Raw genomic sequence first — 14,536 nt, forward strand, 5'->3', positions numbered from 1 at the left:
AGCAGCGAAGCGCACCGGGGAAGCGCTCGTCGACGCAGACCAGAACCTCGCGGCCGTGCAGCGGATGCCACCGATAGTGGACGACCCGCACCTCGGTACGACGCGCATTGTGACGTGTTTGTGCTTCAGAACGGACGAAGACACAGCGTCGCGCGCGGTAAGTGGGTGCCGCGGCGGGACCTGGACGCGTGCAGCTCGGCGCGCTACTTCGACGGCTGGAAGGACCTCAGCCCGGTGCCCCCCGACGGAGACCCACCCGTGTTGGAACCGCGAACCTGGCTCCTCAAGACCGGGTGGAAGCTGCGGGGCTTGATTCCCACGAGCACGGTACCGGGCGCCTGAAGCGGGGTCATCGGGGCCGCGCAGGTGTCGGTTCAGCCGCCGACCGCGCAAACGTCCGTTCAGCCGCCGGCCGCCACCACGCAGGTCATTCGGCGCGGAGCCCTCATTCCTGCCCTCGCACGGCCCCCTCGAAGAACGCACAGAGCTCGTCGTGCCGAGCGCGCGCGTCCGAACGCCCGATCTCCACGAGCTGTCCGGCGAACTCCCCATCGAAGAGCATGTACGAGAGCAGGTCGGCCTCGTCGGTCGCGGCATCCTCGGCGAGGCGCCGCATCACGCGCCCGAGCATCCCGGGCGCCCGCTGCCGGAAGTGCGGCGAACGAACGAAGTCCCCGGCCAGCTTGCCGATGTCCTCGGACGAGCGGACGAGCACCACCTCCAGGGACCGGAGTCCCCTCCCCGGCGCGTGCCCCAGCTCCTCGTTGATCGCCCCCATGAACGCGGCGCCGAAGCGCCGACTCCCCGCCTCCAGGATGGCGTTGATACGGGCCAGCCGGTCGATGTCGTTGTCCAGGCGGTCGAGGAGGAGCGCGTTGAGCGCCTTGCCGAGGAGAAAGAGCGGTCCCGGGACCCCCGCGATGGGAGCCGCGGCGTCGGGAGCCAGGAGCCCCGAGGGTGAGAGGTAGCGTGGGTTGACCACGACCAGCCGGTCGGCGCCGAGTCGCCGCGCTGGCGACAGCGGCACGTTCTGCCGGAGCCCCCCGTCGACGTAGTACTCGCCGGCGATCTTCACCGGCGGAAAGAGCATCGGGATCGCCGCCGAGGCCAGCGCGTGGGTGGCGCGGATCCGTGCGGCGCGCGGCACGATCGTCTGGTCCTGGCTCCAGGCGGGCACCGCGCCATCCCGCCGCTGGAGAAAGACCACCGTGCGGCCGGTCGCGACGTGCGTCGTGGACACACTCAGGCCGTGCAGGTGGCCGGCATCCAGGTTGCGGTCGATGTCCTCGAAGCGGATCGCGTTGTAGATGATCCGCTCGAGCCCCGCCGGGTCGAAGATGCCGCCTCGGCGCCCCGCCTCGTTCACCGGCCCGCGCAACCGCCCCACGAGCCCGCGGACGAGCGCCAGCACCTCCCGCAGGTCGATCCGCACCACGTCGGGGATGCGGATCTCGGTCCAGTATTTGACGAGCCGCGCGGCCCGCACCCGCCCCGGTTCTTGCGCGTAGGCCGCGAGCGCGCACGCGTTGATCGCCCCGACGGAGGTGCCGCACAGCACGTCGAGCGGCACTTCGCGGCCGAGCTCCTTCGCGACCGACTCCAGGATGTACTGGACGACCCCCACCTCGTACGCGCCGCGGGCCGCGCCCCCGGCGAGGACCAGGCCCACTCGAGGTCGCCCGTCGCGCCCGTGCCCGCTCGAAGTGCTCATCCGTCAGATCGTAGCCCACGCCCCGAGAGGGGGACAACTTACGGGGCCTCGCCACCTCGGGACCTCGGGACCTCGAGCGCCGAGCGCGGTCAGCTCCCCATGCAGCCGGGCCCCGCGGTCACTGCTGGGGCGCGGCGCAGGAGACGCCCTTGAAGAGCGAGCCGTTGTTCCCCTCTTCGCACTCGACGCGACCGCTCACCCCCGTCCCCGGGTCGTCGGCCGCGATCACCACGTTGAACGCGCTCCCCTGCGGCACGCTCGAGGCGGTGCAGGTGACCGTCTCGCAGCTCCCCGGGTCGAGCGGCTTCGCGTTCTTGGCCGTGCAGAGCGCCTTTCCCGGCGCAGCGGCCTCGGCGTAGAAGGTGACCGAGGTGCCGGCGGCCGCGCCCTGCGCTCCGCGGTTGCAGAGCTGCGCCGTGATCGTCAGCGTGCCCCCGTCGCAGGTGGGGGGCGTGACAGCCTTCACCGTCAGGTCCGAACCGGCGTTCCGGCTCAGCCCCCCCTTCGCGTTCTGACGGAAGTTGTTCAGGCCCGGCTGCTTCCAGTTTTGCTTCCAGTCCGACGTCTTCGGAATCGTGCCGTTCTCGTTCACGTGCGTCACCGAGTAGGCGTGCTGGTTCCAGATCATCGGGGCGCTCACCCACCGATCGAGCTTCTCCTTGAAGACCTGGATCCCCGAGAAGGCCTTCTTGAAGGCCGAGCGGCAGACGTTTCCGCTCCCCGGCGTTCCCTCGACGGGCGGCCCGCAGACGAGGCTCTCGTTCGCGCAGTCCTCGTCCTTGGTGCAGCGGCAGAAGCCCTGGTCGCAGGTGCCGCCGGGGCACTCGGCGTTCCCCATGCAGCGCAGCCCCTTGTAGATGGGGTCCATCGCCAGGCCGCTCGTCGGGTGCTTGGGATGCACCGGATTCGTCGCGCACCCGATGCCGCAGTTCGTGTTGTTGGGCACGACGATCTCGGCCTTGAAGTCGCCGTCCACGTCAGCGACGACCGGGTTCTCCATCCAGGTGCACGACGAGTGATACTGCGAGAAGAGCACCTCGCCGGTCTTCCCGGCGTAGACGCGCGTGAAGCACTCGTCGGCGTAGACCGTCTCGTCGGTGCCGTCCCCGTCGAAATCGAAGAGCGAAGAGCCGGTCATGTTCGACGAGTAGTCCTCGCAGGGCTGCGCCCAGAGGATCCCCGTGGTCGTCTTGCTCGCGCAGGTCTTCTCGTCGGGCGTCCCCACGCAGTCGGGGTCGAAGACGCTGAAGGTCGAGTAGGCCGCCACGGCCACCTCCACCCGGCCGTCCTTGTCGAAGTCCCCGATCGTGGGCGGCCCCCCCGTCCCCCCGCCCGTGAAGGCAACCGGCCCGAAGATGACCCGCCCGTCGATCGTCTGCACCCTCACGCTGCCGCTCGAGACCACTGCGATCTCGGCGATGCCATCCAGCTTCGAGCGGTCGTCCTTCGTCGGGTCCGTGCCGAAGGTGCCGAAGTCCGCCACCGCCACGTGTCCGGCGGGCTGGTTGGCCGCGGTGGGTTGCGTCCACTTCCCTCCGAGCCACTTCCACACCTGGGCGCCGTTGGTCAGCTCGATCTGCTTATCCCCGTCGAGGTCCGCGGCCACGGGGAAGAGGCCGTACGAGTACGGCAGCTGCCCGAGCGCGCCGTCGAGCAGCTCGCCGGTGTTGCTCCAGACCGTGCCCCAGAACAGGATCTCGGGCTTCCCGTCGTCGTCGAGGTCGTGGATCGACGGCCCCGTGATCCCGTAACCGGTCGCCCCGAGGTTGTTCGGCTTCGAGGTCCAGAGCAGCTCGAACTTCTTCGCCTGCGGGTTGTAGGTGAGCGCCACGAGGCCCCCGCCGCAGCGGCCGGCCACGATCTCCGGACGCCCGTCCAGGTTGAGGTCCGCGAGCGCGGGCGTGACCGACGGTCTGACCTTCACCCCCTCGACGACGTGCTGCTGCGTGCAGCTCTCCCCGTCGAGGACGCGAATCACCCCGTAATAGGTGTCGCCCACGCAGTCCGAGGTCTCGCTCCCCCCACCTTCGCCCGCGTCGGTGACGATCACGATCGACGGCTTGCGGACCTTCGGGTCCCCGTCGAGGTCGAAGTCCACCACCGTCGGAGTGACGTAGACGTTCTTGTGACCGGGGTAGGGGTCGGTCGCCTCGGGCCCGCTCCACGCGCACTGCAGCGCCGGCGAGAAGACGCCGAGGGGGACGGTGACCTGGCAGCTCGCGTTGAAGTTACCCTTCGGCCCGAGCCCCCAGGGAATGCACTCCTTGTTCTCGCAGTAGGTATCGTTCTGGCAGTTCTTGTCGGCCTCGCACGCGGTCGGGGTGGGAATGCACTGGTCGAAGCGGCAGGCTTCGCCGCTCTTGCAGCAGGTCTTCGAAGGGCCGCAGGTGACCGTCGGACAGCCCGTGTCGGTCTTGGTCTCGCAGCGTCCGAGGGGGATGTTGCAGACCTGATCGGTCTGACACTGCTCGTTCGAGGTACAGGCCTTCGTGACGCTCCCGTCGTCGTTGCAGGCCAGGAGCACGTGACACAACCCGAGACTGATGAGGACTCGCCGGTTCATCGTGGTACCCCTTTCTTGGTGTGAAGGGGCGGAGTCTACCACGCGATCGCTCTCAGCCTAGGCGTCCCCTCCCCGCGCGCCTCCTTCGCCGCCAGAGGCCCGCCAGAACGGCGAGCGGCCAGAGATCCCGCAGCCCGGGGGCGACCTCCGAGGCGAGCGCGCAGTTCCCGAGCAGCACGGGCCGACCCGCACGCGGCTGCAGCCCCGGCTTGCCCCCGTCCGCCTCGGTGGGGAGCGGGTCGCCGAAGGGCATGCCGAAGTCGATGTTCCCCGACGCCGCGTCGAGCTTCGAGGTCGCGCCGTCAGCCGCGGGCCCTCCCGCATCGGCCGCGCCTCCGCCGCCGTCGGTAGCGCCCGCCAGCGTGTAGCCCGAAGTCTGCTTGCGGGCTCCCTCCCAGGTGAAGCTGAAGTGCACGTGGTCGGTGTGCGGGTTCGCGCCAGTGTAGGGCTGCCAGCCCTTGGAGGAGGCGTAGGCCATCCAGATGCGGCGATTCCAGATCATGTACATGATGCCGAACCGCCGAACCATGGCGTGCGGGTTCCCCTGCGCGTCGGCGGCGATCAGCCAGTCGAGCAGCTCGTTCACCGCCGGATTCGCGGTGTCCACGCCCCAGTCCCACGCGCGTCCTTCCTTGTGCTCGCTCGGCCCGCCCACCGAGCACTCGCGGATGATCCCGAGGTCCTTGGTGCAGCGGTAGGTGGCCAGGATGAGCTCCTTAAAGGCCGTGACCCCCGGCTTGGCCGTCGGATCGCAGCTCGCCTGGCCGACGTAGGTTCCGGCAGCGTCGATCCCGCTCCCGAAGGTCGGCACGGCCGGCTTGGCGCCGCCGCAGCTCGCGAAGGGGGTTCGCGCGAGCGACTCGTCGCCACCACCGGTGCGCGGCAGGTCGGAGGCGCCGGGGCCACACCCCGCGGCCAGGGCCAGGGCCACGCATCCCACCGCGCACCGCGCGGTCACCCGACGCGTCCGTCCCGTTCGAGGACTTGCTGTTGCGCTACGACTCATGCCTCGCTTCGCCTGCCAGGTCATGATCGCCCCGCCACGCCAAACGGGCAACCCTCTCCGCGCCCACCGTCGACGCGTGCGCCTTTGCCAGACGCGCGAGGTGATCTACGCTCGGACCCTCGGTACGGACGGGAGGGGGAGATGCTGCGTCACCTGATCGAGAACCAGCTTCTGCTCGTCTTCGTCATCGCAGCCCTCGGCTTCCTCCTCGGGCAGGTGCGCCTCGGCGGCTTTCGTCTCGGCATCGCGGGGGTGCTCTTCGCCGGGCTGGCCGTGAGCGCCACGAGCCCGGCGATCAAGCTCGAGCCGCTCGTCTACGAGCTCGGGCTCGTGCTCTTCATCTATGGCGTCGGACTCTCGAGCGGCCCGCATTTCGTGGCCTCCCTGCACCGCGATGGGCTGAAGCAGTCCGGGCTGGTGGTCCTCGTGCTCTGCGTGTGCGCGCTGCTCGCCTTCGGCCTGGCGCGGCTCGAACACCTCTCCCCCGGCGTGGCCGTGGGGATCTTCTCGGGGGCCTTCACCAGCACCCCCGCGCTCGCCTCGGTGCTGGAGGTCCTGCGCGGCTACCCGGCCGGCGCGGCGGAGCCCCTCGGAGACCCCGTGGTGGGCTACGCCATCGCGTACCCCATGGGAGTGGTCGGCGTGATGCTCGCCATCTACCTCGTGCAGCGCCTCTTTCGCGTCGACTACGCCGCCGAGGCGCGCGCTCTGCATCAGGACAAGGACGAGCTCGTGAGCCAGACGGTGCGCGTCACGCTGCCCCTCGTCGGCACGGTCAAGGAGCTGGCCCAGGGGAGCGGCTGGAACGTGCGCTTCGCGCGCCTCAAGCACGAGGGACACCGGGAGATCGTCACCGGAGACACGCGCTTCGAGGTGGGGGACCTCGTCTCGTGCGTCGGCCACCCCACCGAGGTCGCCGACGTGGCGCGCGTCCTCGGCGAGCCCTGCGCCGAGGCCCTCGAGCTCGAGCACAGCCCCCTCGACTTCCGACGCATCTTCGTCTCGAGCCCCGACGTCGTCGGGCGCCCGCTGGCGAGCCTCTGCCTCAAGGAACGCTTCGGCGCGATCGTCACGCGCATTCGCCGCGGCGACCGTGACGTGCTGCCTCGCGGCGACACCCCGCTCGAGCTGGGCGATCGCGTGCGCGTGGTCTGCGAACGCACGCGCATGAAGGAGGTCAGCCGCTTCTTCGGCGACTCCTACCGACAGCTCTCCGAGATCGACGTGGTGACCTTCGGCCTCGGGATCGCGCTCGGCCTGCTCGTCGGGATGATCGCCATCCCGCTCCCTGGAGGCGGGCGCCTGCAGCTCGGCGCCGCCGGAGGGACGCTGCTCGTGGCGCTGACGCTCGGCGCGCTCGGCCGCACGGGGCCGCTGGTCTGGCAGATGCCCTACAGCGCGAACCTGACGCTGCGGCAGGTGGGCCTCGTCGTCTTCTTGGCCGGCGTGGGGGTCCGCTCGGGGCACCGCTTCGCCGCGCAGATGTCCACGCGCGAGGGGCTGTGGATCTTTCTCACGGGGACAGGCCTCACCGCCTTCGGCTCGCTCTGCCTGCTCCTCCTCGGCTATCGGGTGCTCGAGATCCCGTACAGCGTCCTCATCGGCCTGCTCGCGGGCTTTCAAACCCAGCCGGCCGTGCTGGCCTTCGCCGGCGAGCGCACGGGGAACGACCTCCCGCAGCTCGGCTACGCGGTGGCGGTCCCGGCGGCGATGGTGGTCAAGATCCTCGCCGCGCAGGTGCTGCTCTTCGCGCTGACCCAGCGGGCCGCCTGACGCGCCGGCGCCGCGCCGTCACTGCAGCGGATAGCGCGTGATCAGGTAGTCCTTGCCGGAGCCGTGGCAATTCGCGCAGCCGGAGAGCCCGCGCCCGTCGGCCACGGGGCTCTGCCCGTCGGTGACGCTCAAGACCTCGTACCAGTACCAGCCATTCCCGTCCGCGCTGTCGGCCTGGAACTTCACCGAGACGGCCCACCCTTTCAGCGTCGTCTTGTCGCTCTCGTAGATCTCCTTGACCGCCGCCGAGTTCACCGGGTGCGTCTCGCGCGAGGCCTTCAGCGACCCCTCGAGCGTCGGATTCAGGTACACGCGCACGCTCCCGTGCGGGCCGATGGAGAGGTGCACCGCGCTCTCCGGGGCGAAGGCCTTGTAGCCACCGGCCTTGAGCCAGCCGAAGAGTCGACTGCCCCCCACCGGAACCTGCCCCGGCCCCACGTCCGGCTGCGGTCCGAGGTCCCCCGCCGTCGACCCGCCCCCGCTGCCGCACCCCGTCGCCGCCAAAACAACCATGACCGCGCTTCCGATCCAGCCTCGCATGCGCCTCCTCCGGCCACGTCGCGAAGGAAGGTATGCGGCCAAAGCCCCGAGTGGACCACTGCCCCACGGCGAACGCGTCAGCGCCCCGCGGCAGGGAGGGCTCCACGCGCCTCGACGTACGTTGATCCGACGTGTGCGATAATCCAACGGTATACATGCGGACGCGGACGACGATTCTCCGGGGGTGGCCCCTCCTGCTCGTGGTGGCCGGCGGCGTCGCGAGCGAGGCGCGGGGCAAGAAGGCTGCCGGGCCGCGGCTCTCCAGCCAGGATCTCCTGACCTGGCCACGAGCGTCGTCGACGGAGTTCGGCTGTTTTCTCGAACGGGTCTTCCGCGCGAGAGACCGGCGTTTCAACTGCTCGCTCAAGGGCTACGTCAACCGCGGCGACCCTTGCAGGAACACCGCGGCCTACTACGAAGGCCCCGCATTTCCGCGCGGGAAGGCCCACGAGGTACATCCTCTCGCCACCGAGATCCGCCTGGCCTGGGAACACGGCAGCCTCCAGGCGGTCTCCGTCACGCTGAGCAAACGGCTCAGCGAGGAAGAGGTGCGCAGGGCCTTCGGCCTCCCCAGGAAGCAACCGCTGCCCGCGCACGTCTCGGGGGTCCACATCCAGGCGTGCAGCCGGCGCGCCACCTGCCTCATGATCGAGGGGTTCGATCATCTCGGGGCGGGTGACGTGGAGTGTCGCGAGCGCGCGAAGGGCAGGTGAGGCTCTCGCCTCTCTTGAGCACCGCCCCTATGCCCGCTCCGCCCCGCTCCCCGGCAGGACGAAGCCCACGACCGCGCCGCCCCCTTCCAGGTTCCGCGCGAAGGCCCGACCGCCGTGCGCCTGGGCGATACGGGCCACGAGAGCCAGCCCGAGGCCGAGCGACCCGCCGTCGGCCGCGCGCGACGGCCGTCGATAGAAGGGCTCGAAGAGGCGCTGCTCCTCCCCGGGCGGGAGCCCCGGCCCCTGGTCCTCGGCCTCGAAGCAGACCCCCTGGCCGTCGAGGCGCACCCGGAGCCGCGCGAGGCCGCCCCCGTGCCGCTCGGCGTTCTCGATCAGGTTCGCGAGCGCCCGGGCGAGGAGCGTCGGGTCGGCCTGAAGCCGCAGCCCCGTCTCCGCGACCTCGAGACGGTCGGCCGGCTGGCTGGCCCGCTCGAGCGCGTCGCGGGCCACCTCGGCGGCCAGCACCTCGCGCGCGCTCAGCGCCTGAAAGTCCACCCGCGCGCTGGCCAGCAGCTCCCCGACAAGCGCGTCCATCTCGGTCACCTCGCGGTCGAGCTGCTCGAGGCGCTCGGGCGTCGCCGCCCCCTCGCGCAGGAGCTCGGCCAGCACGCGCAGGCGTGCGAGCGGCGTGCGCAGCTCGTGCGAGACCGCCGCCAAAAGCTCCCGCTGCTCGCGGAGCTGGGCCTCGATGCGCGCCGCCATCTCGTTGATCGTCGTCGCGAGCTGCCCCACCTCGTCGGGCTCGCGGCAGTGGAGCTCCACGCGGCTCGACAGCCGGCCGGCCCCGATCTCCTCCGCCACCTGCGCCACGCGCGAGAGCGAGCGGGTCAGCCGTCGCGCGATGAGCCCCGCGGCCCCCCACAGGACGAGCCCGGCCGCGACGAAGGCCACCCCCATGCGCCAGAAGCCTCGTCGTCGCGCCGCCCCGGCACAGACCTCCACGCGCCCGAGCTCCCGCGCGCCGTCGCGGAGCGCGAGCTTCCAGCGCGCTCCCTCGCACGCACCCCCGCGCGTGAGAAGCGTGCGCCCCCCCGCGTCCTCGAGGCGCACGGCCAGCGCCAGGTGGTCGGCGAGCGAGGCCGCCAGGGCATCGCGCGCAGCCGGCTCCTCCCAGCGACGAGCGAATTCGCCGCCGAGGAACGCCTCCACGCGCCGCACCTCCTCGTGCCAGCCGAAGCTCCGACCGGGTTGCAGCGCGTGGACCAGCAGCCCGGCGGTGAGACCCGTGACCAGGATCGAGAGCCCGAACCAGGCGAAGATGCGCCGGCGCAGGCGAGCGCGCGGAGCGTGAGCGCCGCACCCGGCATGGACGCCCGCCCCACCCCGACCGTGCCTGCACCCATGCCGACCGTGAGAGTGTCCGGAGTGGCCGGAGTTGCCGGAGTGGCCGCAGCCGCAGCGCCTCACGCGGGCTCCTTCGAGAGCACGTAGCCCACGCCGCGCACCGTCTTGATCAGCCGCGGCGCCCTCGGGTCGTCACCCAGCTTCTGCCGCAGGTGCGAGATGTGCACGTCCACGGCCCGCTCGCTCACCACCACGTCCTCGCGCCCCGCAGCGCCGAGCAGCGCCTCCCGCGGCACGACCCGCCCCGCCCGTCGCGCGAGCGCCAGCAAGAGATCGAACTCGAGGCCCGTCAGGCTCACCGGCGTCCCCGCGACCGTCACCTCGCGGGTGCCGACGTCGATGGCCAGCGCCGCGACCTGGAGCCGCTCCGCCACCGCCTGGGGACTCGCCCGCCGCAGGACGGCGCGCATGCGGGCCAGCAGCTCCCGCGGGCTGAAGGGCTTGGGCAGGTAATCGTCGGCCCCGAGCTCGAGCCCCACCACCCGGTCCGTCTCGTCCCCCTTGGCAGTGAGCATCAGCACCGGCACCTGGCTCTTCGTCCGGATCCGCCGGCAGACCTCGAGCCCGTCGATGCCCGGCATCATCACGTCGAGCAGCACGGCCTCGAAGGCGCCCCCCTCGAGCGTTCGAAGCCCCGTCGCGCCGTCCGGCGCGTGCGAGAGCTCCACCCCGTTCTGTCCGAGGTAGTCGGCGAGGAGCTCGTAGAGCCGCCGATCGTCGTCGATGAGAAGCACCCGCAAGGCCATGCTGGACTCGATTCTAAACAGCTATCTTGCGGGCGTCACGGTCGGCGACGCCCTGGACGAGCTCGCCTCGGGGGAGCTTCCCGTCGCGGCCGGCGGGCCGGCGTTTCGCGCCGCCTCCACGCAGACCCTGGCCACGTGCCGCTCGAACGCCTCCCGCCGGTGGTGCCGGCAGTGCGTGAAGCTCAGCGCCCCCGCCGTGAAGCCGCCCACCGTGCCCAGACTCAGAAGTGCGATCAGTATTCCACGTCTCATGGCTCATCTCCTCGATCGGGTTGTGCGTAAGGCGGCCGGTCACAATTACCTGTGCATCCTCGCGGCCGATGCATCCCGGCTGGCTTCGTTGCTCCTCGGTTGCGTACCGACGGGTATGCGCCCTCGTCGCGCCTCGCCATCCGGGCGCGTCGACCACGATCCCTGCACACCTAATTGTGGCCGGCCGCCTAAGCCTGGCCGACATCGCTGGCCTTCCCTACGCGCAGTTCCGGTACGGTCCGCCGCCGAAGAAGGCGAAGCGACCGCCCGACTCGAGCCAGCGCGCGAGGCGCTGCCGCTGACTCTCGTCCAGCACCGCGTGGATCTTCACCACCGCCTCGGCCAGCGCGTCGGGGAGCTCCTTCAGCTCCACCTCGGCCCGCGCGAAGACCTGCCGGAGCTCGGTCGCGTCCAGCGTTTCGGACCGCAGCGCGGACGCCAGGTTCGGTCGCGTCTGTCTGACCTCCGCGCCCACCTTCTCCGCCGCCCGGCGCACCTCCTCGGCCGCCTCCACGATCACTTTCTCCTGCGCCGCGCTCGTGCCCAGCCGGTCGAAGAGGCCGTTCAGCCAGCGCCTCGGACCGAAGCCTCCGTGGCCGCCGCCATGATGGCAGCGATGCCGGTGCCCGCCGCATCGTCCGTGCCCATGACCGTGCCCGTGGCAGTGCCCGCGGCCGCAGCCTCCGCGCAGCACCTTCACGAGCCCTACCAAGCTGATTGTCCCGATGAGAAATCCCAGCATCCTGGCCTCCTGTCGTTGCCGTCAGGTTCCAGGCTAGTCGGGGCGTGTTGCGGAACGACCCGGCGGTTCGTGAAGAAGTGTGAAGGTGCGAAATCGGCCGGTCGCTCTGGAGCGACTACGGCCGCCAGTAGCGGAGCACCACGAGCAGGCCGATCCCCGCGGCCCCGAGGAGCGTCCAGGCCGTACCGACGCTGCCGAGCAGCAGGTGTCCGAGCCCGAAGCAGACGCAGAACGCGCACGCGCTCCCCACGATCCAGAGCCCGACGTTCCGCCCGAGGCTCGTGCTCCAGACGATCTCCGGGAAGGCCTTCCGCACCGGGCCCCAGAACGTCGGGTAGGGGCGCACCACGCGGCAGAACTCCCCGAGCCGTTCGAGAGTGGTGGGCGGCGTGAGCAGCGCCACCGTGACCCACGACGCGATCGAGAGGCCGGCGGCAAAGAGGTACTTCGTGCCGTAGCTCTGGAAGGGGAGCACGTGGCTCGCGAGGAAGGTCCCGACCCCCGACCCGACGAGACCGGCGATCTCGGCCCACGCGTTCACGCGCCACCAGAACCAGCGGGCCACGACCACGAAGCCGTAGCCCGCGGTGAGCATGGCCAGGTAATACCAGGCCGACTGGACCGACTTCATGAAGAAGGCCACCAGCACCGCGAGGCCGAGCATCAGGACGGTGCAGGCCTGCCCCGCCAGCACGAAGTGCCGCTTGCTCGCCTCCGGGCGGATGAAGCGCCGGTACAGGTCGTTCACCATGTACGAGGCGCCCATGTTCATCTGCGACTCGATGGTGGACATGAAGGCCGCCGCCTGCGACGCGATCATCACGCCCAGCATCCCCTTCGGCAGCAGCTTCACCATCAGCATGGCGTAGCCCTGCTCGGCCTTGTCCGCCGGCAGCGTCGGAAACGCGATCAGCGAGACCAGCGCGGCCAGGATCATGGGCCAGTAGTTCATCGCGAAGTGCACCACCGTGAAGAGCATCGTCGCGAAGGTGGCGTGCTTCTCGTCCTTGCACGCGGCGATGCGCTGCGTCTCCACCCCCGACGGGTTCCCCCACCACTTGAGGGTCATGAAGACCAGGAAGGTCTGGAAGAACTCCGTCCCCGGGCGCGGCAGGAAGTGCAGACGCTCCGCGGCCTCGCCCCCGTAGCGCGCGGCGAGACCCGTGGGGATCGCCGAGAGGCCTCCGACCGAATCCACCGCGTAGTAGGCCAGCACCAGCGCCCCGATGGTGGCGATGATGAACTGGAAGAAGTCCGTGGTCGCCACGCCCCAGATCCCCGAGGCCGCCGTGTAGACGAGCGTGATGGCGATGATCACCGCGAGCGCCGGGAGCGCGTTCCAGCCGAGCGCCTCCTGGCTCACCACGAGCACGCTCTTGATCCCCCAGGCCATCGAGATACAGGTGGTGAGGATGCCGAAGTAGATGCCCTTGAAGGCCCGCAGGAAGGCCGCCTCCTTGCCGCTGTAGCGCAGCTCCATCAGCTCGGCCGAGGTGATGATGCGCGACCGCCGGAGGAGCGAGGCGAAGAGGAACGCGCCGAAGGCCCCCGCCCCGCCGATGATGTAGGACCAGGCGAACCAGACCCCCTGGACGCCGTGCTTCGCCACGAGGCCCGTGATACCGAGCGGCGTGTCGATCGAGAGCGCCGTGGCGATCATCGAGGTGCCGGCGAGCCACCAGGGCATCGAGCGCCCCCCGACGAAGTAGTCGTCGATGCTGCGGGTGGCCCGCTTCGAGAAGATCATCCCCACGACCAGGCTGACGGCCAGGTACCCGATCACGATCCCGATGTCGAGGTTCGAGAGGTGCATCGTCGACTCAGGTCTTCAAGAGGTAGCCCTCGGTCCGGGCTACGTAGGCCGCGCAGGTGATGTCACCCGTCACGTTCAGCACCGTCCGACACATGTCCAGGATGCGGTCCACGCCGAGGACGACGGCGATCCCCTCGGCGGGCACTCCCACGAGCTGCAGCACCATGATCAGGAGCGGGATCGACCCCGAGGGGACCCCGGCCGCCCCGATGGCCGTGATCACGCTCATCACCACCACGATGAGCTGCGCCTTCAGGTCGAGCGGCACGCCGAAGACCTGGGCCAGAAACACCACCGTGACCCCCTCGAAGAGCGCCGTACCGTTCATGTTCATCGTGGCGCCGAGGGGCAGCACGAAGCCCGAGACGCGGGCCGGGATGCCCAGGTTCTCTTGCGAGACGGCGATGGTCGTGGGCAGGGTCGCGTTGCTCGAGCTGGTCGAGAACGCGGTGAGCATCACGGTCTGCACCTTGCGAAAGAAGAGCACCGGGCTGTAGCGGGCGAAGACCCGGATCAGGATCGAGAAGACCCCGAACTGGTGCAGCGCGAGGCCCAGCAGGACCGTCAACACGTACATCCCGAGGGCCGCGAGGAGGTCCCAGCCGAAGCGGGCGGTGACGCTGAAGATGAGCGCGGCGACGCCGTAGGGGGCCAGGCGCAGCGCGAGCCCCACGATCGCCACCATCATCTCGTTCACCCCCTCGAGGAGGCGCAGCACGGGATCGGCCTTCTCGCGGGCGATGAGGGTGAGAGCCACTCCCGCCATCAGCGCGACGAAGATGAGGGCCAGCATGTCCGGGTTCGGCCGCGCGATCACGGCCACCGGGTTTCGCGGCACCACGTTCACGAGGGTCTTGATGCCGAACTCGGTCTGCTCGGCCGCGCCCTTCAGCTCCTTGGCTTGCTTGCCGTAGGCGGCGAGGAGCCGGTCCTTGGTGGCCGGCGAGACCTGATCCCCGGGCCGCAGGGTGTTGACCAGCCCGAGCCCGATCCCCACCGCGCAGGTGGTGACGAGCAGGAAGTAGAGGAAGGTGCGCAGCCCCATCCGGCCGAGCTGCTTCAGGTCCCCGATCTGGGCCACCCCGAGCGCGAGGCTCGAGAAGACCAGCGGAACGACCACCATGATGAGCAGGTTCAGAAAGATCGTCCCTATCGGGTCCGCCACGTACTTCAGGGCCGCCGCGAGCCAGGGGGCGGTCGGAAAGACCCGGTTGCAGATCACCCCGAGGGTGGCTCCCACGAACAGCCCCAGCAAGATCTTGGTGTGGCGGGCCATCGCCCGAGGGTAAGGGGGCGCGATCGCCCCGGGCAACAAATGCGCCCCGCCGCACCG

General features: G+C 70.3%; 13 protein-coding genes. 3 read left to right on the top strand and 10 right to left on the bottom strand.

Going from position 1 to position 14,536, the window contains the following annotated elements; translation table 11 throughout:
* The first annotated feature begins 114 nt into the window (after positions 1-114).
* Positions 115-342: a hypothetical protein gene (locus IT371_00005; protein ID MCC6746003.1), complete on the top strand. Its 228-nt coding sequence runs from the start codon at positions 115-117 to the stop codon at positions 340-342.
* 103 nt (positions 343-445) lie between these two features.
* Here IT371_00005 and IT371_00010 read toward each other — a convergent pair whose 3' ends face one another.
* The 3 genes from IT371_00010 to IT371_00020 all read right to left on the bottom strand — a co-directional run bounded on the left by IT371_00010 (position 446) and on the right by IT371_00020 (position 5,232).
* A complete protein-coding gene (locus IT371_00010; protein ID MCC6746004.1) occupies positions 446-1,711 on the bottom strand; it encodes a patatin-like phospholipase family protein in 1,266 nt (421 codons plus the stop codon).
* Between the two features lie 118 nt (positions 1,712-1,829).
* Complete coding sequence (locus IT371_00015) at positions 1,830-4,274, bottom strand: VCBS repeat-containing protein (GenBank protein ID MCC6746005.1); 2,445 nt, start codon at positions 4,272-4,274, stop codon at positions 1,830-1,832.
* 52 nt (positions 4,275-4,326) lie between these two features.
* Entirely contained in the window at positions 4,327-5,232 is a 906-nt protein-coding gene (locus IT371_00020) for a hypothetical protein (protein MCC6746006.1), read from the bottom strand.
* 189 nt (positions 5,233-5,421) lie between these two features.
* On the opposite strand from IT371_00020, the gene IT371_00025 reads away from it, so the two are divergent.
* Positions 5,422-7,053: a transporter gene (locus IT371_00025; GenBank protein MCC6746007.1), complete on the top strand. Its 1,632-nt coding sequence runs from the start codon at positions 5,422-5,424 to the stop codon at positions 7,051-7,053.
* Between the two features lie 18 nt (positions 7,054-7,071).
* Here the strand turns inward: IT371_00025 and IT371_00030 are convergent, their stop codons facing one another.
* Positions 7,072-7,593: a hypothetical protein gene (locus tag IT371_00030; GenBank protein ID MCC6746008.1), complete on the bottom strand. Its 522-nt coding sequence runs from the start codon at positions 7,591-7,593 to the stop codon at positions 7,072-7,074.
* Between the two features lie 155 nt (positions 7,594-7,748).
* Here IT371_00030 and IT371_00035 point away from each other — a divergent pair, with 155 nt between their 5' ends.
* Positions 7,749-8,306, top strand: a complete 558-nt coding sequence (locus tag IT371_00035; GenBank protein ID MCC6746009.1) for a hypothetical protein — start codon at positions 7,749-7,751, stop codon at positions 8,304-8,306.
* A 27-nt stretch (positions 8,307-8,333) separates the two neighbouring features.
* On the opposite strand, the gene IT371_00040 is transcribed toward IT371_00035, so the two are convergent.
* From IT371_00040 to IT371_00065, 6 genes are all read right to left on the bottom strand, one after another.
* Positions 8,334-9,713: a HAMP domain-containing protein gene (locus tag IT371_00040; protein ID MCC6746010.1), complete on the bottom strand. Its 1,380-nt coding sequence runs from the start codon at positions 9,711-9,713 to the stop codon at positions 8,334-8,336.
* Positions 9,710-10,396 carry a response regulator transcription factor gene (locus IT371_00045; protein ID MCC6746011.1) on the bottom strand — a complete coding sequence of 229 codons (687 nt, stop codon included), beginning with the start codon at positions 10,394-10,396 and terminating at the stop codon, positions 9,710-9,712. The genes IT371_00040 and IT371_00045 overlap by 4 nt, the downstream gene beginning before the upstream one ends.
* Positions 10,397-10,417: 21 nt before the next feature.
* Entirely contained in the window at positions 10,418-10,648 is a 231-nt protein-coding gene (locus tag IT371_00050; protein ID MCC6746012.1) for a hypothetical protein, read from the bottom strand.
* A gap of 217 nt (positions 10,649-10,865) precedes the next feature.
* Positions 10,866-11,390 (bottom strand): periplasmic heavy metal sensor, encoded by a 525-nt coding sequence (locus IT371_00055; protein ID MCC6746013.1) that lies wholly within the window; start codon positions 11,388-11,390, stop codon positions 10,866-10,868.
* 115 nt (positions 11,391-11,505) lie between these two features.
* On the bottom strand, positions 11,506-13,203 hold the full coding sequence (locus IT371_00060; GenBank protein MCC6746014.1) for a Na+:solute symporter: 1,698 nt from the start codon (positions 13,201-13,203) through the stop codon (positions 11,506-11,508).
* A 7-nt stretch (positions 13,204-13,210) separates the two neighbouring features.
* On the bottom strand, positions 13,211-14,479 hold the full coding sequence (locus IT371_00065; GenBank protein MCC6746015.1) for a dicarboxylate/amino acid:cation symporter: 1,269 nt from the start codon (positions 14,477-14,479) through the stop codon (positions 13,211-13,213).
* Positions 14,480-14,536: the final 57 nt, after the last annotated feature.

The organism is Deltaproteobacteria bacterium (assembly GCA_020848905.1).
Taxonomy (GTDB): domain Bacteria; phylum Myxococcota_A; class Polyangia.